17 protein-coding genes are annotated in these 20,060 nt (G+C 32.7%); 12 read left to right on the top strand and 5 right to left on the bottom strand.

The annotated features are described in order from the left end of the window. Positions 1-6 precede the first annotated feature (6 nt). Positions 7-396 (top strand): YisL family protein, encoded by a 390-nt coding sequence (locus tag KA824_RS08770; RefSeq protein WP_019469044.1) that lies wholly within the window; start codon positions 7-9, stop codon positions 394-396. A 277-nt stretch (positions 397-673) separates the two neighbouring features. Here the strand turns inward: KA824_RS08770 and KA824_RS08765 are convergent, their stop codons facing one another. Beyond that, on the bottom strand, positions 674-1,996 hold the full coding sequence (locus KA824_RS08765; RefSeq protein ID WP_107385282.1) for a CoA-disulfide reductase: 1,323 nt from the start codon (positions 1,994-1,996) through the stop codon (positions 674-676). Positions 1,997-2,024: 28 nt separating this feature from the next. After that, the gene (locus KA824_RS08760) at positions 2,025-2,867 is read right to left on the bottom strand and encodes a Cof-type HAD-IIB family hydrolase (protein ID WP_107386141.1); all 843 of its coding nucleotides are present in this window, start codon (positions 2,865-2,867) and stop codon (positions 2,025-2,027) included. A gap of 113 nt (positions 2,868-2,980) precedes the next feature. On the opposite strand from KA824_RS08760, the gene KA824_RS08755 reads away from it, so the two are divergent. After that, complete coding sequence (locus tag KA824_RS08755; RefSeq protein WP_019469047.1) at positions 2,981-3,289, top strand: metal-sulfur cluster assembly factor; 309 nt, start codon at positions 2,981-2,983, stop codon at positions 3,287-3,289. Positions 3,290-3,520: 231 nt separating this feature from the next. Continuing rightward, complete coding sequence (locus tag KA824_RS08750; RefSeq protein ID WP_181187547.1) at positions 3,521-5,344, top strand: acyltransferase family protein; 1,824 nt, start codon at positions 3,521-3,523, stop codon at positions 5,342-5,344. 275 nt (positions 5,345-5,619) lie between these two features. On the opposite strand, the gene KA824_RS08745 is transcribed toward KA824_RS08750, so the two are convergent. Beyond that, positions 5,620-6,039, bottom strand: coding sequence for a nuclear transport factor 2 family protein (locus KA824_RS08745; protein WP_107384887.1), 420 nt, complete (start codon positions 6,037-6,039; stop codon positions 5,620-5,622). A gap of 317 nt (positions 6,040-6,356) precedes the next feature. Between KA824_RS08745 and clpB the strand changes: the two genes are divergently transcribed. Further along, positions 6,357-8,966: an ATP-dependent chaperone ClpB gene (gene clpB, locus KA824_RS08740; RefSeq protein WP_107384886.1), complete on the top strand. Its 2,610-nt coding sequence runs from the start codon at positions 6,357-6,359 to the stop codon at positions 8,964-8,966. A gap of 225 nt (positions 8,967-9,191) precedes the next feature. Here clpB and KA824_RS08735 read toward each other — a convergent pair whose 3' ends face one another. Then, positions 9,192-9,386 carry a YjzD family protein gene (locus KA824_RS08735; protein WP_046208047.1) on the bottom strand — a complete coding sequence of 65 codons (195 nt, stop codon included), beginning with the start codon at positions 9,384-9,386 and terminating at the stop codon, positions 9,192-9,194. Positions 9,387-9,614: 228 nt separating this feature from the next. Here KA824_RS08735 and KA824_RS08730 point away from each other — a divergent pair, with 228 nt between their 5' ends. The 3 genes from KA824_RS08730 to KA824_RS08720 all read left to right on the top strand — a co-directional run bounded on the left by KA824_RS08730 (position 9,615) and on the right by KA824_RS08720 (position 13,304). Continuing rightward, the gene (locus tag KA824_RS08730; protein WP_107384885.1) at positions 9,615-10,556 is read left to right on the top strand and encodes a beta-ketoacyl-ACP synthase III; all 942 of its coding nucleotides are present in this window, start codon (positions 9,615-9,617) and stop codon (positions 10,554-10,556) included. A gap of 11 nt (positions 10,557-10,567) precedes the next feature. Beyond that, positions 10,568-11,812 (top strand): beta-ketoacyl-ACP synthase II, encoded by a 1,245-nt coding sequence (fabF, locus tag KA824_RS08725; protein ID WP_181187546.1) that lies wholly within the window; start codon positions 10,568-10,570, stop codon positions 11,810-11,812. A gap of 241 nt (positions 11,813-12,053) precedes the next feature. Further along, positions 12,054-13,304 carry an MFS transporter gene (locus KA824_RS08720; protein ID WP_107384883.1) on the top strand — a complete coding sequence of 417 codons (1,251 nt, stop codon included), beginning with the start codon at positions 12,054-12,056 and terminating at the stop codon, positions 13,302-13,304. A 36-nt stretch (positions 13,305-13,340) separates the two neighbouring features. Here KA824_RS08720 and KA824_RS08715 read toward each other — a convergent pair whose 3' ends face one another. After that, positions 13,341-13,715 (bottom strand): DUF3899 domain-containing protein, encoded by a 375-nt coding sequence (locus KA824_RS08715; RefSeq protein WP_107384882.1) that lies wholly within the window; start codon positions 13,713-13,715, stop codon positions 13,341-13,343. A 244-nt stretch (positions 13,716-13,959) separates the two neighbouring features. Here KA824_RS08715 and opp3b point away from each other — a divergent pair, with 244 nt between their 5' ends. From opp3b to KA824_RS08690, 5 genes are read left to right on the top strand one after another with little or no spacing between them, the layout of a single operon-like run. Then, the gene (gene opp3b / locus KA824_RS08710) at positions 13,960-14,886 is read left to right on the top strand and encodes an oligopeptide ABC transporter permease (protein ID WP_107384881.1); all 927 of its coding nucleotides are present in this window, start codon (positions 13,960-13,962) and stop codon (positions 14,884-14,886) included. Further along, positions 14,886-15,953: an oligopeptide ABC transporter permease gene (gene opp3C / locus KA824_RS08705; RefSeq protein ID WP_107384880.1), complete on the top strand. Its 1,068-nt coding sequence runs from the start codon at positions 14,886-14,888 to the stop codon at positions 15,951-15,953. Before opp3b ends, opp3C begins: the two co-directional genes overlap by 1 nt. Before the next feature lie 18 nt (positions 15,954-15,971). Beyond that, on the top strand, positions 15,972-17,057 hold the full coding sequence (locus KA824_RS08700; RefSeq protein WP_107384879.1) for an ABC transporter ATP-binding protein: 1,086 nt from the start codon (positions 15,972-15,974) through the stop codon (positions 17,055-17,057). After that, positions 17,047-17,988 (top strand): ABC transporter ATP-binding protein, encoded by a 942-nt coding sequence (locus KA824_RS08695; protein WP_181187560.1) that lies wholly within the window; start codon positions 17,047-17,049, stop codon positions 17,986-17,988. The genes KA824_RS08700 and KA824_RS08695 overlap by 11 nt, the downstream gene beginning before the upstream one ends. A gap of 17 nt (positions 17,989-18,005) precedes the next feature. Then, positions 18,006-19,655: a peptide ABC transporter substrate-binding protein gene (locus tag KA824_RS08690; RefSeq protein ID WP_181187544.1), complete on the top strand. Its 1,650-nt coding sequence runs from the start codon at positions 18,006-18,008 to the stop codon at positions 19,653-19,655. Positions 19,656-20,060: the final 405 nt, after the last annotated feature.

Genomic DNA, 20,060 nt, shown 5'->3' with positions numbered 1-20,060 from the left:
TCATATATGTTACATATGCATATTGCAAGTTGGGTATTATTAATTATCTTGTTTTTCGCAGCTTACTTTAATTTCTCAGAAAAACAAGGTGCAACACCTTATTTTAAACCAATTCATATGCTATTAAGATTATTCATGGTTTTAGTCTTAATTTCAGGATTTTGGATTTGGATTCAAGCATTTGGTGATGGAAATTCAGGCGGACACATGTTATTAACATTGAAAATGATATGTGGTGTTGCTGTAGTTGCGTTAATGGAAGTTACAGTTACAAAACGAAAAAAAGGACAATCAAGCAATGGTATGATGTGGGGCACGATTGCATTAATTATAATTACTATGATTATTGGTGTTATTTTACCGCAAGGCCCAATCACTCAAATGTTTGGTATGTAAAAAAAACGGAGACATTAAATTGTCTCCGCTCAGACTGTCGACCAAGTCTCTGACTTTGTTGGCAGTTTTTTTGTGCACGCTTTCCACGGGCACTGCCTTAGCCTGTAGTCTTCGGCTAGTGCGTTTCCAGCATGAGACGGCCCAAATCACTGCTACCATTAATCTGAAAATAGTATAATATATATTATACAGTGGTGGTGTTTATTATATTGAATAAATCAATTAACAAAATAGATCAATATGAAGTGATTTCTATCTCTGAATTAGTTCCTAAAAATCATTTATTGCGCGCCTTATAGCCTATCATGTTGATAATATCTTTTGGTCGACTATAAGGTGGAGCATAAGAAACTTCGAACTCAGTAAGTTCATCAATGGTTAATTTATGCAACATGCCCATAGATAAAACATCTATACGTTTATCAGCGCCATTTTTTCCTACAGCAGCAGCACGAATGATACGTCTGCTAGATTTATCGAAATAGACACGTAAATGTAACTTAGTATTTCCTGGGTAATAACCTGCATGTTCTCCTTGGTTAGCTTCTACTATTTCATAATCAAAGTTATCTAATTCTTGTGGCGTTACGCCAACACTGGCAAAGGTATAATCAAAGAATTTTACAATATTTGCGCCTAAATAACCCTTAAAGTGTACAGAAGTATTTCCTGCTAGTTGTTCTGCTATAATACTTGCTGCTCTATGAGCACCCCATGCTAAAGGTACATGTGCATTTAAGTCTACATGACGATAATGAGAAGTAATAATATCACCTAAAGCATAAATGTTTTCAATGTTCGTTTGGAACTGATCGTTTACTGGAATGTAACCTTTACTGTCCAAAGTTACATTTGATGATTGAATGAATTCTGAATTAGGTTTAACGCCAATCCCTTCAATAATCAAATCATAGTGTTCAACTTTACCAGATTTAAAAAGAACTTCATGACCATTCACTTTTACAATTTCTTCATTTAAACGATAGTTGATATCTCTTGCTTTCATTTCATCAAAAATGGGTTGATTCATATCACTATCCATTAATTTGTTCACATGAGTTGAACGATGTATTAATGTGCTATCAATCCCTCTATGATGTAAATTATCTAATATTTCTAATCCAATATATCCCGCACCAACGACAAGTGCTGTTTTAACGTTTTGTCGCTCGATAAAGTTTTCAATGGCATCAGTATCTTCCATGTTTCTTAATGTAAAACTGATATCACTGTTTAAGTTTAAAGAATTCGCGCTACAGCCAGGGCTTAAAATTAAAGTGTCATAGTCTTCTTCAAACGTCGTCTTGTCTTGTTTGTTAAAAACGGTAATTGTTTGAGTTTTGTCGTTAATTGCAGTTACTTCGTGATAGGGCTTAACAACAATCTTTTTAGAATCATAGAAAGACTCTGGCGTTGCTTCTAATACTTTGTCTCTAGAATCTACGACATTTCCTAAATAATAAGGCAGTGCACAGTTAGCAAAACTCATATCTCTATCTTTTTCAAAAACGGTGATTTCACTCTCTTGGTCTAATCTTCTGATTTGGCTAGCAACGGTTGCACCTCCAGCAACAGCCCCAACCACTACAATTTTATTCATAGTATATAGCCCCCTATAAATTTAATGATTAAATATGTGATTCTACTACTGTTTCATAAGATAAATTTAAATGGAAAAAATCATTTAAATAGCGACCAATACCATCGTCATTATTTGAATAAGTTACATGATTTGCGACATGTTTTAGTTCATCTAAACCATTTTCCATAGCGATGCCATGTTTGGCATATTTTATCATTTCTAAGTCATTATCTTCATCACCAAATGCAATAATATGATTTCTATCCACATCTAAATAGGATTTTACATAATCTATACCTCTTGCTTTACTAATACCTTGTTTTACGATTTCAATAACTGGGAAAGGTGAGCCCCATCTTCGGTGTTCAATGTTTTCAGCATAGAAACGTGTAAGCATTTGCTTAATTCTAGGAATCATAAACTCTTCAGCTTCGACTAAAATTGAAGTAGGTGATTCACTTAAAGAATTAAGTAAATCGCCGGTTTCTATTTTAGGGTTTCCCATTGAAAAACCATCAAATAATTTTTGGTCAAAATTATTTAAAAAGACATAATCTTTTACTTCAGCAATAATATTGGAAACACCAAAGTTGTTTAGTGACTGAATAATCTCATGTGATAAGTCTAAATCTAGTACTTCATGTTTATTTTTAAAATGATCATCTTTTGGATGATGCACGAAAGCACCATTAAAATTAACTACAGGTGTATTCATATTTAGTTCATGATAATAAATTTGACTGGCTCTGTATGGTCTGCCAGTTGCTATCATTAGTTTGTGTCCTTGCTTTTGTAATGTAGTTAAAACCTTTTTAGTATAAGGTGTAATTTTCTTGTCATCGTTTAACAGTGTTCCGTCTAAGTCTAAACAAATTAAATAAGAACTCATGTAAATCTCCTTTAAATTTAATAAATGATGTATGAATATCATAGCATTTTATTGGCGTTTTGTAAGATATTTGATATATTGTTAGTATGATTAAATACGAAGAGGTGAAATGTATGGATGAAGGATTAAAAGATAGCATACTAAATGCTTTAGAGATGGTAATTGACCCTGAGTTAGGAATCGATATCGTAAACTTAGGTTTAGTATATAATGTAGATGTTGATGATGAAGGCTTATGTACAGTGGAAATGACATTAACTTCTATGGGTTGTCCGCTTGGACCACAGATTATGAACCAAGTAAAAATGGTCTTAGCAGAAATTCCTGAGATTTCAGATACAGAAGTAAATATTGTTTGGAGTCCGCCATGGAGTAAAGAAATGATGTCACGTTATGCTAAAATTGCGCTTGGCATAGGTTAATAAAAGATAGATAACTAGTTTAAGTAACAATACGTTTGAATATGTATTGCTAACTTAAGCTAGTTTTTTTAATTTTAGAAAACATGTGGACGCTTTATGTCAGGCTATTTTAAAATTTTTTATTTCTATCGTTCAATTCATTAAAATAATTGCAGTTGTATTACATTAATATTACAATAGCTAGGTGAATAAATTAGATGTTTACGTAATTTTAGGAAAGTTTGTGGGGAAATGAACAATAATCTTGAAAATAATCGTGTGAAACGTAACACGCGCTATATGCCTGGTTTAGATGGTTTAAGAGCAATTGCAGTAATTGGTATTATTATTTACCATTTAAATAAGCAATGGTTAACTGGTGGATTTTTAGGTGTTGATACATTTTTTGTTATTTCTGGATATTTAATTACTAGCTTACTTTTAAAAGAATATGAAGAAACAGGGATAATTAATTTAAAAAACTTTTGGGTACGACGTTTCAAAAGATTGATACCTGCAGTACTAACTTTAGTATTTGTTGTAGTAGTAGCAACATTGGTATTAAAACCAGAAGAAATTGTTAATATAAAAAAGGATGCAATAGCAGCAATTTTTTATTTTTCTAATTGGTGGTACATCGCTTCAGATGTAAATTATTTTGAACAATTTGCTTTTATGCCATTAAAACATTTATGGTCCTTAGCAATTGAAGAACAATTTTACATTGTATTCCCAATCCTTTTTATATTCCTTTTATTAGCATTAAAAAAATACCGCAATGTTGTTTTGATATTTTGGATAATTTCATTAATTTCTTTACTTGTGATGATTATCATTTCACAACCGCATATGTCTCATTCTCGAGTTTATTTTGGTACAGATACGAGACTTCAAACAATGTTATTGGGTGTTATACTAGCGTTTTTATGGCCGCCATTTAAGTTGAAGAAAAATCCTCAAAAGACACTAACGCATATCATAGATGGTATTGGTGTTTTTGGTATTTCTATCTTACTTTTACTTTTTTATAAAGTTAATGATAATAGTGATTGGATTTATAACGGTGGATTTTATTTAATATCTGCAATGACGTTATTTGTCATAATGAGTGCTGTTCATCCATCAGGTTATTTTGCTAAAGTTATCGGTAATCCTATTTTTGTTATTATTGGTAAGAGATCTTATAGTTTGTATTTATGGCATTTTCCAGTTATTAGTTTTGTACATTCATATTATGTTGCTGGGCAATTACCGAATTATGTGTACTTTTTAGATATCATATTGACAATCATTTTAGCTGAACTCTCGTATCGCTATATTGAAACACCTTTTAGAAAAGAAGGTTTTAAAGCATTTTCTATAAAATTAAATAAAAAATTACCATTAGTAAGAACAGCTATTTTATTAATATTTATGATTCCAAGCCTATTTGTTTTAGCTGGTAGCTTTGATAAATTAGGGAAAGATATGATTACGGATAAAAAAACAACGTTTAAAACAGATGAATTTGATAAACAATTAGTGCGGCCTATACCAATTGATGAAGTAAACTTTTTTGATAAATCAAATTCTAAAAAAACGACAAAATCAGAAATATATACAAATATTAAACCATTGCTTATTGGAGATTCAGTGATGGTTGATATAGGTGAAAATTTTAAAAAAAGGGTGCCCAACGCAAAAATTGATGGTGAGGTTGGACGTAATTTATATGATGTTGCACCACTTGTAGAAAAACACTATCAATCATATAATAAAAGTTCCGATAAAATTGTGCTAGAACTAGGTACAAATGGTGACTTTAGTAAAGAACAATTAGATACGTTAATCAATAAATTCGGAAATGCACAAATTTATTTAGTGAATACACGCGTTCCGAGAAGTTATGAAGGTCACGTGAATAAATTGATGGCAGATGCCGCTAAAGCACATAAAAATGTAACGCTTATTGATTGGTACAAACGCTCTGAAGATCATACAGAATATTTTGCGCCAGATGGTATTCATTTAGAAACAAAAGGTGTAGAGGCATTAACAGATGAGATTTTAAAACATATAGCAAACGATTCAAAATAAATCAGAAGGTTAGAGAAACACGATATTATTGTAGTTTGATCATACACAAACGCCAATTTCAATTGAAATTGGCGTTTGCTTTGTTATTGATACAATTTTTCGAAAAACTTTCGCTTGAATTTATTTGTGTTTTGAATGAAAATTCACAATCGTCTTTATGCGTTTTGAAACGATATTACTAACCTTGTACTATGTCTGTACTCATATTAAGTTGAGAATATATTAAATGACAAGTATTTATTATTTATGAGTTGCAATTGTTAGGTAAAGTGAACTCAATATTTTCTATCACGTTCATTGATTGGGTAATCATTTGCACTCATATCTCTTCTCGTCATGAGGCCATTATTATTAAATTCCCAATGTTCATTGCCGTGTGTACGCATCCATTGATTTGTAGAGGCATCATACCATTCATACTCAAATCTAACTGAAATACGGTTGTCGGTGTAACACCATAATTCTTTCATCAACTTGTAGTGAAGTTCTTTGCGCCATTTTCTATATAAAAAGGATTTGATTGCTTCTCGACCTTCAAAAAACTCACTACGATTTCTCCATTGTGAATCTTGTGTATAAGCAAGACATACTTTTTCAGGATTTCTGGTATTCCATGCATCTTGCGCTAATTTCACTTTTTCTAAAGCTGTCTGTTTATTAAACGGTGGCGTTGGTCTTTTGATTACATTATTCATATATTTAACCTCCATTGTTGTATATTTACAATAATGCTAACATAACTTTAACGTAATGAGATATGTGCTATCGTTGGAAGTAAAAAAATCGCTGTTAATTTAACAGTTTTTATGTAATCTATATGGATGTTTTAACAAATGTGTGTTGGGCAAATGTTATGATATGGTAAGCGTTCAAAACTTTAAAAAATAATTGAAAAACGAACCCTTTATTGTTGATTCTTGTCAAGAAGCGTAATATAATATAGATAAGGTCAAAGAAAGTCAAAGTCAAACTTACTTTATTGATCAATCATTAAATGGTGAGGTGAATCAATTTGGATATAAATCAAATGACCTATGCAGTTCAAAGTGCATTACAGAATGCAATTGAATTAGCTAAAACAAATGAAAATCAAAATATTGAAATTGAAGCTGTATTATCAGCAGCATTAACAGAAAATGAAAGTTTATTTAAAAGTATTTTCGATAGAGCGCATATTGATACAGAAAAATTAGATCAATCATATAAAGAAAAACTTAAAAAATATCCATCGGTCCAAGGGGATAATATTCAATATGGTCAATATATAAGTCAAAATGCTAACAATTTATTAAATAAAGCTGAAACTTATATGAAAAAATATGAAGATGAATATATATCCATGGAACATATCGTATTAGCTGCTATGGATATAGATGATACGACCAAACAATTTGTAGAAAATAAAAAAGAAGTAATAGAGGAAATTATAAAAAAAGTTAGAGGAGGCAATCGCGTGACATCACAAAATCCAGAAGCAAATTATGAAGCATTAGAAAAATACGGGCGTGATTTAGTTGAAGAAGTTCGTCAAGGTAATATGGACCCTGTCATTGGACGTGACGAAGAAATTCGTAATTCAATCCGTATATTAAGTAGAAAAACCAAAAATAACCCGGTCTTGATAGGTGAGCCTGGTGTCGGTAAAACAGCAATTGTCGAAGGATTGGCGCAGCGTATCGTACGTAAAGACGTGCCAGAATCACTGTTAGATAAAACAATTTTTGAACTTGACTTAAGCGCACTTGTAGCAGGTGCAAAATATCGTGGAGAATTCGAAGAAAGATTGAAAGCAGTACTTAAAGAAGTCAAAGAATCAGACGGAAGAATTATTTTGTTTATTGATGAAATTCATATGCTTGTAGGTGCTGGTAAAACTGAAGGTGCTATGGATGCAGGTAATATGCTTAAACCAATGTTGGCTCGTGGGGAGCTACATTGTATTGGTGCGACAACTTTAAATGAATATAGAGAATATATTGAAAAAGATTCAGCTTTAGAACGTCGTTTTCAAAAAGTAAATGTATCTGAACCTAATGTAGAAGATACTATTTCTATTTTACGTGGTTTAAAAGAACGTTACGAAGTATATCACGGTGTTCGTATACAGGATAAAGCATTGGTAGCAGCAGCTGAATTATCAGACCGTTATATTACTGATCGATTTTTACCAGATAAGGCAATAGATTTAGTAGACCAAGCATGTGCGACGATACGTACTGAAATGGGCTCAAATCCAACAGAATTGGATCAAGTGAATCGTCGTGTTATGCAGTTAGAAATTGAAGAGTCAGCATTGAAAAATGAATCTGATAATGCCAGTAAACAACGTTTGCAAGAGTTACAAGAGGAACTAGCAAACGAAAAGGAAAAACAAAGTTCTATTCAATCACGTGTTGAAGAAGAAAAAGAAAAAATAGCTAAACTGCAAGAGAAACGTTCAGAATTAGATGAAAATCGAAAAGCTTTAGAAGATGCTGAAAATAACTACAATTTAGAAAAAGCTGCTGAATTACAGCACGGTAAAATTCCACAACTAGAAAAAGAATTACGTGAATTAGAAGACGCTTTCCAAAATGAACAAAGTGAAGAAAATGATCGCATCATTCGTGAAATTGTTACTGATGAAGAAATAGGCGATATTGTTAGTTCTTGGACAGGTATTCCAGTATCAAAATTAGTTGAAACCGAAAGAGAGAAACTCCTAAACTTATCTGATATACTTCATGAACGTGTTGTAGGTCAAGATAAAGCTGTAGATCTAGTTGCTGATGCAGTTGTCAGAGCGCGTGCTGGAATTAAAGATCCTAATAGACCAATTGGTAGCTTCTTATTCTTAGGTCCAACAGGTGTAGGTAAAACAGAATTAGCGAAATCATTAGCATCAACTTTATTTGATTCAGAAAAACATATGATTCGTATTGATATGAGTGAATATATGGAAAAACACTCTGTCTCTCGCTTAATAGGTGCCCCTCCCGGCTATGTTGGACATGAAGAGGGTGGACAACTGACAGAATCAGTTCGTCGTAATCCTTATTCAGTTATTTTGTTAGACGAAATAGAAAAAGCACATTCAGATGTGTTTAATGTGTTGTTACAAATATTAGAAGAAGGTCGTTTAACTGATTCACAAGGACGAGAAGTAGACTTCAAAAATACTATTATTATCATGACAAGTAATATTGGTTCACAAATATTATTAGAAAATGTAAAAGATACAGGCGTGATTACTGAATCAACAGAAAAAGCAGTAATGAATAGTTTAAACCAATACTTCAAACCAGAAATCATAAATCGTATGGATGATATCGTATTATTTAAACCATTATCCGTAAATGATATGAGTTTAATTGTTGATAAAATTTTAACACAATTAAACATTAGATTGATGGAACAACGTATTTCCATTGACGTTTCTGATAAAGCTAAAGCATGGTTAGGTGAGGAAGCATATGAACCTCAATTTGGTGCAAGACCACTAAAAAGATTTGTTCAAAGACAAATTGAAACACCACTTGCACGCAAAATGATTAGAGAGAATTTACCAGAAGGTACGTTAATAAAAATAGATTTATCAGATGATGGTTTAACATTTGAAGAAATCAGACCAGAAATAATATAAACTGAAAATAAATAGTACTTGAGATATCAACTCTCATAAAATAAGCCCGTAAGTGAACTAAGCAGTTCTTTTACGGGCTGTTATTATAATAATTCAGAATTTTGAATGTTCAGAGTGCTAATTAACAAATGGTATCAATGCAAAACCGTCATGACATATAGGTCATTTTTTGTTAGTTCGAGGTATTTTACGTTCTGAACTTTTTTATTTGTATGTGATAAAAATTTAATGTTGTTCTTTCGTCTCATGCTTTGAAGGTTTAATAATCAAGTCAAATAATACGACAATGATTGTAAATACAATAGCACCAATAATAGGGGTAATTAAATTAAGTGCGCCCCCACCTGAAAGACTGTTAAGTACGAAATTTACCATTTGTAATAAGACAATAGACCAAAATAACACTGCGAGGTATTTCATTATGTAATGCCTCCAATTTAATATATATACATTCATTATAAATAAGAAACCAGTATTTGTATAGTAGTAACTTATAAAGTATAGATTTTAATTGTGCTAACATTTACGATAAACTATAATAAATAATGTGATTTTAATGAGTATACTAGGTGAAGTTCTTGTATTGGAAATATGTATTATGTTAAATTAATACCTGGTATCAAAAAATTATTAAGAAGGTGTACAACCATGAACGTGGGTATTAAAGGTTTCGGTGCATATGCGCCTGAAAAAGTAGTAGAGAATGCCTATTTTGAATCATTTTTAGAAACTTCAGATGAGTGGATTTCAAAAATGACAGGTATTAAAGAAAGAAGATGGGCTGATGAAGATGAAGAGACGTCTGATTTAGCTTATCAAGCAAGTGTTAAAGCTATCAATGATGCTGGTATAGAACCAACTGATATAGACATGATTATTGTTGCAACATCTACAGGAGATTTTCCGTTTCCAACTGTAGCTAATATATTACAAGATAGACTTGGAATCGGAAAAGTTGCTTCTATGGATCAGTTAGCTGCATGTAGTGGTTTCATGTATGCAATGATCAATGCTAAACAATTCGTACAATCAGGTGATTATAAAAATATTTTAGTTGTAGGAGCAGATAAATTATCTAAGATCACGGATTACACTGATCGTTCAACAGCTATATTATTTGGTGATGGTGCTGGTGCAGTAGTTATCGGTGAAGTGTCTGAAGGCCGAGGCATTTTAAGTTATGAACTTGGGTCAGACGGTTCTGGAGGAGAATATTTATATTTAAATCCAGAAAATGGTAAGATATTTATGAATGGACGAGAAGTGTTTAAATTTGCTGTTAGAATCATGGGTGAAGCTTCAAATAATGCAGTTGCAAAAGCAAATTTAGAACCAAAAGATATCGATATGTTTGTACCACATCAAGCTAATATTAGAATTATGGAATCTGCAAGAGAAAGATTAGGTATACCAAAAGAAAAAATGAGCGTCTCAGTTGATAAATTTGGTAATACTTCTGCAGCTTCAATTCCTTTAAGTATCGCACAAGAATTAGAAAATGGTAAAATTAAAGATGATGATGTTTTAGTACTTGTAGGATTCGGTGGTGGTCTTACTTGGGGTGCTGTAACTATAAGATGGGGAAAATAGGAGGATAATTTATGAGCAAGGAACATCGCGTTGTAATTACTGGTATGGGTGTTTTATCTCCAATCGGTAATGATGCAAAAACTTCATGGAAAAATGCACTAAATGGTGTTAGTGGTATAGACGAAATAACACGTTTAGATACATCAGCATATAAAGTTCATTTAGCTGGTGAATTAAAAGACTTTGATATTGAAGATCATATAGATAAAAAAGAAGCGCGTCGTATGGATCGATTCACACAGTATGCTGTAGTTGCTGCAAGAGAAGCGGTCAAAGATGCAAAACTAGAAATTAATGAAAATACTGCTGATAGAATTGGTGTTTGGATTGGCTCTGGTATCGGAGGCATGGAAACATTTGAATTATCACATAGTCAATTGCTAGAGCGTGGTCCTAGACGTGTGAGTCCTTTCTTTGTACCGATGTTAATTCCAGATATGGCTACTGGCCAAGTATCTATTGATTTAGGTGCAAAAGGTCCTAATGGTGCTACTGTTACAGCATGTGCAACAGGTACAAACTCTATTGGAGAAGCTTTCAAGATTATCCAACGTGGTGACGCTGATGCTATGGTTACTGGAGGTACAGAAGCACCAATCACACATATGGCTATAGCAGGCTTTAGTGCAAGCCGTGCCTTAACAACGAATGAAGATAAGGAAACAGCTTGTCGACCATTCCAAGAAGGTCGTGATGGCTTTGTGATGGGTGAAGGTGCAGGTATTGTTGTACTTGAATCATTAGAATCAGCAAAAGCGCGTGGTGCAGAAATTTATGCCGAAGTAGTTGGATATGGTTCAACAGGTGACGCTTATCATATTACTGCGCCAGCACCAGAAGGTGAAGGCGGCTCACGTGCAATGCAAGCTGCGATTGATGATGCTGGCATTGAGGCCAAAGATATACAATATTTAAATGCACATGGCACAAGTACGCCAGTAGGTGATTTAACTGAAATTCAAGCGATTAAAAATACATTTGGTGAAGCAGCTAAAAACTTAAAAATTAGCTCTACAAAATCAATGACTGGTCACTTATTAGGTGCAACAGGTGGCTTAGAAACAATCTTTTCTGCCTTATCTATTAGAGATGGACGTATCGCACCAACCATCCATGCTGAATCTCCAGACCCAGAATGTGATTTAGACATCGTTCCTAATAAAGCTGAAGATTTAGATATTACTTATGCAATGAGTAATAGTCTAGGATTTGGTGGCCATAACGCCGTGCTTGTTTTGAAAAAATTTAACGACTAAAATAATATGTAATGTTAAAGGCTGAGACAATTTATTTGTCCAGCCTTATTTATTTTTGGCTAAATTTATTTAACAGATACGGAAATTTTATAAATAAGCTTTGGATAGTATAAAGTATGAAAAATTAATAATGCAGATAATTAATAGTAAAATACATGATTAATTTTGATATTTTGTATATTTATGACGTACACCTAATGTATAATGTGCTTTATATTTAGGTTAAAAGGAGGCAGTCAAGATGAAACGCTTCTCATCTTTATCAACAACTTTGAAAACACGAATGATTGCAGATTTTATCTTGATTATTGCAAGTCAAGGAATCATGCCTTTTATTGCACTTTATTTAACGAGTAAAGTGAACGCAGTTTTTGCAGGGACATTTTTAATTGTTAATATTGTGGTGAGTTTTATTGTGTCTTTCCTAGGTGGATATTTAGGCGATAATTATAATAGGAAGAAAATAGTGAATTATATCCATTTTTTATACGCAATTTGCTTAATTATTCTAAGTATTACGGTTACTATGAATGGCATCGGCTTACTAATTTTTTGCATTGCTGTGTTTATCTTTCAATTATTGTTTGCTGCAAGTGAACCAATATTTGAAGCGGCAATTATGGATGCTATATATGAAAATGTTAGAGAATATGTATACCAATTAAATTATTGGATGTTCAATATTGGTACAGCTATCGGTATGGCACTAGGTGCGTTGTTATACTTGGGACATAAACATTTATTATTTATCCTCTTCTTTATCGCAATGTTAGTGAGTTGGTATTTATTTGAAAAGTATTATAATGTTGAACAAATCATTAACAAAAAGGGAGATTTAACGACTAAGTTTAAACATTTTTTTGATAGTTATCGAGATGTAGTTAAAGACAAGTATTATATGATGCTAAATTTAGGTTATATGATGGTCATTATGGCTGAATTAAGTTTAAATTCTTATGTCGTGGTAAGATTGAAAAATGCTTTTGAACCATTATCTATTTTAGGTTTTTATATAGATGGTGTCAGAATGTTCACAGTCATTATGATTATTAACACAGTAGTAGTTGCAACTTTAACTTTTACTGTCAACAGAATTGTTGCAGCGACTTCAACTAGAATTGCATTTATGATTGGGATTGTCTTGTATACATTAGGATACAGTATTTTGACATCTGCAACATCGTTTTGGATTCTATGTTTGTTTTCAATTGTAGCGACGATAGGAGAATTAATATATTCACCTATCCAAAATGCACAAAGATTCTTAATGATTCCTGAAGATAAACGTAGTACGTATAGCACATTTGCGATGGTATCATTTTACGGTGGAAATATTTTAGCACGTTTTGGGCTTATTATTGGCGCATTTATATTGCCATGGATGATGTCAATCTATGTGGCAGTCATTGTTTTATTAGGATTTGTCTTACTTTATTATGCACTTTTCTGCAATCCCAACATTGATAATCGTAAACAAAAAAGGCTGGATTAGTTATTGTTATTAAATACAATTTCTAATCCAGTCTTTTTATATAGCAAATGATATGAAAATAGAAATAATGACATAAATAAGATTACAAAGAAAAGCAATTTTTACCCAAGAAGAGACAATATAAACATCTTTTTTTGGTTGAGTAGGTTTAAAAAATTCATCATTTTCAAACGCACTTCTATGTTTCTTTTTTGTCAATTGGTATTTTAGCCTTCTAAAACCAAAACTCGTGGGATCTAAAATGCCTTCTTGTACAATCAAAATGATAAAAAAGACAATTGCTAAGAGCATAGAGACATAAAATAAAGTATTAATAAAGTTTATCCAAGTATGGTTTGAAAATAGCCATAAAATAAATGAAATTATGGGTGTAAAAAGTAAAAAAATTACTAGGTGCTTTAAATATTTCATGTTGGCGCCCCCTAAAAAGAATTAAATTAATTGTAACTTAAGTTAACTAAAAAATGAATAAAAATTACTATAAATTCGTTAACAACAGTATTTAATTAGAAGTTTAAAATTAAATAATTTTTAATTTCTTTAATAAAGTAAAGCAATAGAATATTGATTAAAATCTTAACTAAACGTATAATGTTATTAAATATTCTGAATATTGTGAAGGGAATGTTTAATTCGATTCAAAGGGGGATACGATATGCTTAAATATGTTTTAAAGCGACTGGGTTATATGATTTTGTCATTATTCATTATCATTACCATTACATTTTTCTTGATGAAACTTATGCCAGGTTCACCGTTTAACGATGAAAAATTAAATGAAGAACAAAAGCAAATTCTTAACGAAAAATATGGTTTAAACGATCCAGTACCAGTTCAGTATGCGAGTTATTTAAAGAATGTTGTTACGGGGGACTTTGGTAACTCATTCCAATATGATAACCAACCAGTTTGGGAATTAATCAAACCAAGATTATTACCATCTTTAGAAATGGGTTTAACAGCGATGGTGATTGGTGTCATACTCGGTTTAATTTTAGGGGTTATTGCAGCAGTCCGGCAAAACACTTGGGCTGACTATACAGCTACTGTAATTTCAGTTATAGCGGTTTCGGTACCATCATTCGTATTAGCTGTTTTATTACAATATGTATTTTCAGTAAGGTTGCAATGGTTCCCAGTAGCAGGTTGGGAAGGTGTTTCAACAGCAGTTTTACCATCTTTAGCACTATCAGCAGCAGTTTTAGCGACGGTAGCAAGATACATAAGAGCAGAAATGATAGAAGTGTTAAGTTCAGATTATATTTTACTTGCACGTGCCAAAGGTAATTCAACAATGAGAGTATTATTTGGACACGCATTAAGAAATGCTCTGATTCCAGTAATTACAATTATTGTGCCAATGTTGGCAAGTATATTAACAGGTACTTTGACAATTGAGAATATTTTTGGTGTACCAGGGTTAGGGGACCAATTCGTAAGATCGATTACCACGAATGATTTCCCAGTAATTATGGCGACAACCATTTTATTCAGTACACTATTTATAGTTTCTATATTCCTTGTAGATATATTATATGGTGTTATTGACCCACGTATACGTGTACAAGGAGGTAAAAAATAATGGCTGATAATAAAAATGAAAATTTAAATCAAGATTATTCAAATGCAGTTATGTCACATACCTCAGAAGGAATTCCAGCATCAGACTTTATTAGAAGTAACAATGACATTGAAAAAGAGCCAGAAATACAAAGAGAGAGTAAAAACTTTTGGCAGGATGCATGGTCACAACTAAAGCGTAATAAATTAGCGGTAGTTGGTATGATAGGGTTAATTATTATCATTATTTTAGCGTTAATTGGCCCTTTATTTAGTGCACATGACTATGCTGAACAAGATGTTGAAAGACGTAACTTACCAGCAAAAATACCTGTTCTAGATCAAATTTCATTTTTACCATTTGATGGTGAAGGTGCTCAAGGTAAAGATGCGTATAAAGAAGCTGGAGTGAAAGAGAATTTTTGGTTTGGTACAGATCAATTAGGTAGAGATTTGTGGTCTCGTACTTGGCAAGGTGCACAAGTATCACTATTCATCGGTGTTGTTGCAGCACTGCTTGATATTTTTATAGGTGTTATTTATGGCGCGATTTCAGGATTTTTTGGAGGCCGTATTGATAATGTGATGCAGCGTATTATTGAAATTGTTGCGTCTATCCCAACGTTGATTGTTGTTATTTTATTCGTTTTAATTTTTGAACCATCTATATGGACGATTATATTAGCGATGGCTATCACAGGTTGGATTGGCATGAGCCGTGTGGTCAGAGGGGAATTCTTAAAATTAAAAGGTCAAGAATTTGTATTAGCATCTAAAACACTAGGTGCCTCTAAACTTAAATTAATATTTAAACATATATTACCTAATACTTTAGGGGTTATTGTAGTTACATCCATGTTTACAGTACCGAATGCAATCTTCTTCGAAGCATTCTTAAGCTTTATTGGTATCGGGGTACCAGCGCCAAGAACTTCTCTTGGGTCACTTGTAAATGAAGGTCGAGCAATGTTATTGATTCATCCACATGAATTATTTATTCCGGCTATTATTTTAAGTTTATTAATACTATTCTTCTATCTATTTAGTGATGGGTTACGCGATGCATTTGATCCGAAAATGCGTAAATAATAAAGGGGGCAACATTTTATGTCAGAAAGAATATTAGAAGTGAACGATTTGCATGTTTCCTTTGATATTGACGCAGGGGAAGTGCAGGCAGTACGTGGCGTGGATTTCTTTCTTGATAAAGGAGAAACGCTGGCGATTGTTGGTGAATCAGGTTCAGGGAAATCAGTGACAACAAAAGCTATTACAAAATTATTCCAAGGCGATACTGGAAGAATTAAAAAAGGTGTTATTAATTTCTTAGGTGAAGACTTAGCTAAAAAATCAGAAGAAGAATTGATTAAATTACGAGGTAAAGATATTTCTATGATATTTCAAGATCCAATGACTTCGTTAAATCCTACAATGAAAATAGGCAAGCAAGTCATGGAGCCATTAATGAAACATAGAAATTACAATAAGGCAAATGCGAAGAAAAGGGCGTTAGAAATATTAAATCTTGTAGGATTACCAAACGCTGAAAAACGTTTTAATGCCTATCCACATCAATTCTCAGGTGGACAAAGACAAAGGATAGTCATTGCGACAGCACTTGCATGTGAACCTAAAGTATTAATTGCAGATGAGCCAACTACTGCACTTGATGTAACGATGCAAGCACAAATATTAGAATTGATGAGAGAATTACAAAGCAAAATAAGTACTTCAATCGTTTTTATCACACACGATTTAGGTGTTGTTGCTAATATAGCTGACAGAGTAGCTGTTATGTATGGAGGACAAATGGTTGAAACAGGAGATGTAGATGAAATATTTTATGACCCTAAACATCCATATACTTGGGGGTTACTATCATCGATGCCTGATCTGACAACTGGTACAGATACAGCATTATTAGCTATTCCAGGTACACCACCAGATTTATTACACCCGCCTAAAGGAGATGCGTTTGCTGAACGTAGCCAATATGCATTAGATGTAGACTTTAAAACTCCACCACCATGGTTCAAAATTTCTGATACACATTTTGTAAAGTCTTGGTTACTTGATGAACGCGCACCGCATGTTGAACCACCAGAAATGGTACAAAAACGTTTACGTAAGATGCCTAATAATTACGATAAGCCGCAACAGGTAGAAAGGGTGGCGTTTGATGATGCAAAATAAAGACATACTTTTACAAGTGAAAAATGTTAAACAATATTTTAATGAAGGAAAGCGTAGCGAAGTACGTGCAATTGAAAATATTTCATTTGATATTTATAAAGGGGAAACATTTGGACTAGTTGGTGAATCTGGTTGTGGAAAATCTACTACTGGTAAAGCAATTATTAAACTCAATGATGTAACGAGTGGAGAAATTCTTTATGACGGTGTAGACATTCAAAAAATAAAAAACCGTAAAGATTCTTTGAAGTTTAATAAAAAGATGCAAATGATTTTCCAAGACCCATATGCTTCATTAAATCCAAGGTTAAAAGTCATGGATATAGTGGCAGAAGGGATAGACATCCATAAGCTTGCTAGTGGAACAAAAGATCGTAAAAGAAGAGTTTATGATTTATTAGAAACGGTGGGACTTAGTAAGGAACATGCCAATCGTTATCCACATGAATTTTCAGGTGGTCAAAGACAACGTATCGGTATTGCTCGTGCATTAGCAGTAGAACCAGAATTTATTATTGCAGATGAACCGATATCAGCGTTAGATGTTTCAATTCAAGCACAAGTTGTCAATTTGTTATTAAAGTTGCAAAGAGAACACAATATTACATTTCTATTTATTGCTCATGACCTTTCGATGGTGAAATATATTTCAGACAGAATTGCAGTTATGCATTTTGGTAAGATTGTCGAATTAGGTTCTGCAGATGAAATATATAATCATCCGTTACATCCTTATACGAAATCATTACTTTCAGCAGTACCACAACCAGATCCTGAAAGTGAGCGTACGCGAAAAAGAACAGTGTATAAAGAAGACATGTCCAAAAACGATCAACGGTCTTTGAATGAAATACAACCAGGGCATTTTGTATTTACTACGGATGAGGAAGCAGAAACATTAAAATCTCAAATACAAGCACCATCAGTATAAGGGAAAGGGGGATTAATATGAAAAGGATTAAACTATTTGTAGTTTTATTAGCTTTAACTGTAATCGCTGCGGGATGTAGTAGTGCTGAAGGTGTTTACTCGGATAAAGGACAAGTATTTAGAAAAGTTATATCACAAGATATTTCTTCTTTGGATACTGCCTTAGCCACTGATACTGTATCGTTTGATATATATAACCAAGTGTATGAAGGTTTATATACATTAGATAAAAACGATAAAGCTCAACCAGGTGTTGCTAAAGAGATGCCAGAGAAAAGTAATGGTGGAAAGACATTGACTATTAAACTGCGTAAAGATGCTAAGTGGTCCAACGGTGACCCTGTTACAGCTCATGATTTTGAATATGCTTGGAAAAGAGTTGTTAATCCAGAAACAGCTGCTGAATATGCTTACATAATGTATGATATTAAAAATGCTGAAGACATTAATATGGGGAAAAAAGATGTTGATAAATTAGGGGTTACAGCTTTGAATGATCATACATTGAAAGTTGAATTAACAAAACCAATCCCATATATTAATGAAATGTTCGCCTTTGGAGCATTTATGCCACAAAATGAAAAAGTTGTGAAAAAGAATGGCGAGCAATATGCTACAACTGCAGATAAAACAGTCTTTAATGGTCCGTTTAAAGTTAAAGATTGGAAAGTTGAAGATAAAATTCAGTTAGTTAAAAATGAAAATTATTGGGACAAAGAAAAAGTTCAATTAGATCGTGTAAATTATAAAGTGTTAAAAGATCAGCAAGCAGGTGCATCACTTTATGACACTGGTTCTGTAGATGATACGACCATTACCGCTGACCAAGTAGATAAATATCAAGATAATCCAGGATTAAAAAAACGTTTATTGGCTAGCACGTTCTATATTAAAATGAATCAGGATAACGTACCAGAATTTAAAAATAAAGACTTGAGGTTAGCCATTGCACAATCTATCAATAAAGAGGGATATGTGAATTCAGTAAAAAATAATGGATCAGAAGCGACAGATGGATTTACTGCTAAATTAACGGCAGAAACACCAGATGGTAAAGACTTTGCTAAATCCATAGATTCACCACTGACTTATAATCCTAAAGCGGCTAAACAACATTTTGAAAAAGCAAAAAAAGATTTAGGTATTAAAAATTTAACATTTACGATGAATACTGAAGATACACCAGATGCAAAGGTTTCAGCTGAATATATTAAAGCACAGGTAGAAAGTACCTTGCCAGGTGTTACTTTGAAGATTAAACAATTACCATTTAAACAACGTTTAAATCAAGAGTCTTCTGAAACATTTGAAGCATCGTTATCAGGTTGGGGGCCAGATTATCCAGACCCATTGTCATTCTTAAATATTATGACTACAGGTAATTCGCAAAATAATACTGCATGGAGCAGCAAAAAGTATGACCAACTTATTAAAGATGCAAATGGTAAATTATTGAAAAAACCTGAAGAACGTAACGCAGCAATGAAAGAAGCAGAAGAATTGTTACTCAATGATGCGCCAGTAGCACCTGTTTATCAAAAAGGTGAAGCACACTTAACTAATCCTCAAGTTAAAGGGTTAATTTATCACCAAATCGGCGGCGATACATCGTTAAAAGAAGTGAAAATTGATAAATCAATTGACCGTGAAACAGGTGAAAAAAAATAAAATGAAGTAAAAGGTGAAAAAGAAGCCTGAGTACAATTTATTGAATTAATGAAAAACGTCAGTTTCTATATCACGTTATAGAAATTGACGTTTTCCTCATGACAAGAATTTTGGTTCATTTGTTGAACTATTATTATTCTCTAGCAGAGTTGACTTTGTACGTTAATTAATAATGTAGGCATTATTGATATATTCCAAGAAATTGTGGTGTTATTGAAAAATTCGTACACTTAACGATATTGTAATTTGGTTATATCAAGTGGAAAATTTGAGTGGAAATTACAGAAATGTTTCATATGCAGGTTAATATAAATACCATAAAATTTATAGAAAAAAGGGCTAATCTATTTGATGTAGATTGGCCCTTTTTTGAATGAGATTTATGCAATCTTCACTATGATTTTA

This window comes from Staphylococcus sp. GDY8P198P, assembly GCF_017891615.1.
In the GTDB taxonomy this organism is placed as follows: Bacteria; Bacillota; Bacilli; order Staphylococcales; family Staphylococcaceae; genus Staphylococcus; species Staphylococcus cohnii.
Note: the sequence above shows the minus strand (reverse complement) of the source record. Positions and strands in the feature narration are given on the sequence as shown.

What these genes read in the sequence shown, in the direction of transcription:
- KA824_RS08720 (WP_107384883.1), top strand. Translation starts at nt 12,054, where the DNA reads ATGAAACGCTTCTCATCTTTATCAACAACTTTGAAAACACGAATGATT.
- KA824_RS08755 (WP_019469047.1), top strand. Translation starts at nt 2,981, where the DNA reads ATGGATGAAGGATTAAAAGATAGCATACTAAATGCTTTAGAGATGGTA.
- opp3b (WP_107384881.1), top strand. Translation starts at nt 13,960, where the DNA reads ATGCTTAAATATGTTTTAAAGCGACTGGGTTATATGATTTTGTCATTA.
- KA824_RS08770 (WP_019469044.1), top strand. Translation starts at nt 7, where the DNA reads ATGTTACATATGCATATTGCAAGTTGGGTATTATTAATTATCTTGTTT.
- KA824_RS08730 (WP_107384885.1), top strand. Translation starts at nt 9,615, where the DNA reads ATGAACGTGGGTATTAAAGGTTTCGGTGCATATGCGCCTGAAAAAGTA.
- KA824_RS08745 (WP_107384887.1), bottom strand. Translation starts at nt 6,039, where the DNA reads ATGAATAATGTAATCAAAAGACCAACGCCACCGTTTAATAAACAGACA.
- KA824_RS08695 (WP_181187560.1), top strand. Translation starts at nt 17,047, where the DNA reads ATGCAAAATAAAGACATACTTTTACAAGTGAAAAATGTTAAACAATAT.
- KA824_RS08700 (WP_107384879.1), top strand. Translation starts at nt 15,972, where the DNA reads ATGTCAGAAAGAATATTAGAAGTGAACGATTTGCATGTTTCCTTTGAT.
- fabF (WP_181187546.1), top strand. Translation starts at nt 10,568, where the DNA reads ATGAGCAAGGAACATCGCGTTGTAATTACTGGTATGGGTGTTTTATCT.
- opp3C (WP_107384880.1), top strand. Translation starts at nt 14,886, where the DNA reads ATGGCTGATAATAAAAATGAAAATTTAAATCAAGATTATTCAAATGCA.
- KA824_RS08750 (WP_181187547.1), top strand. Translation starts at nt 3,521, where the DNA reads ATGAACAATAATCTTGAAAATAATCGTGTGAAACGTAACACGCGCTAT.
- KA824_RS08715 (WP_107384882.1), bottom strand. Translation starts at nt 13,715, where the DNA reads ATGAAATATTTAAAGCACCTAGTAATTTTTTTACTTTTTACACCCATA.
- KA824_RS08760 (WP_107386141.1), bottom strand. Translation starts at nt 2,867, where the DNA reads ATGAGTTCTTATTTAATTTGTTTAGACTTAGACGGAACACTGTTAAAC.
- KA824_RS08690 (WP_181187544.1), top strand. Translation starts at nt 18,006, where the DNA reads ATGAAAAGGATTAAACTATTTGTAGTTTTATTAGCTTTAACTGTAATC.
- KA824_RS08765 (WP_107385282.1), bottom strand. Translation starts at nt 1,996, where the DNA reads ATGAATAAAATTGTAGTGGTTGGGGCTGTTGCTGGAGGTGCAACCGTT.
- KA824_RS08735 (WP_046208047.1), bottom strand. Translation starts at nt 9,386, where the DNA reads ATGAAATACCTCGCAGTGTTATTTTGGTCTATTGTCTTATTACAAATG.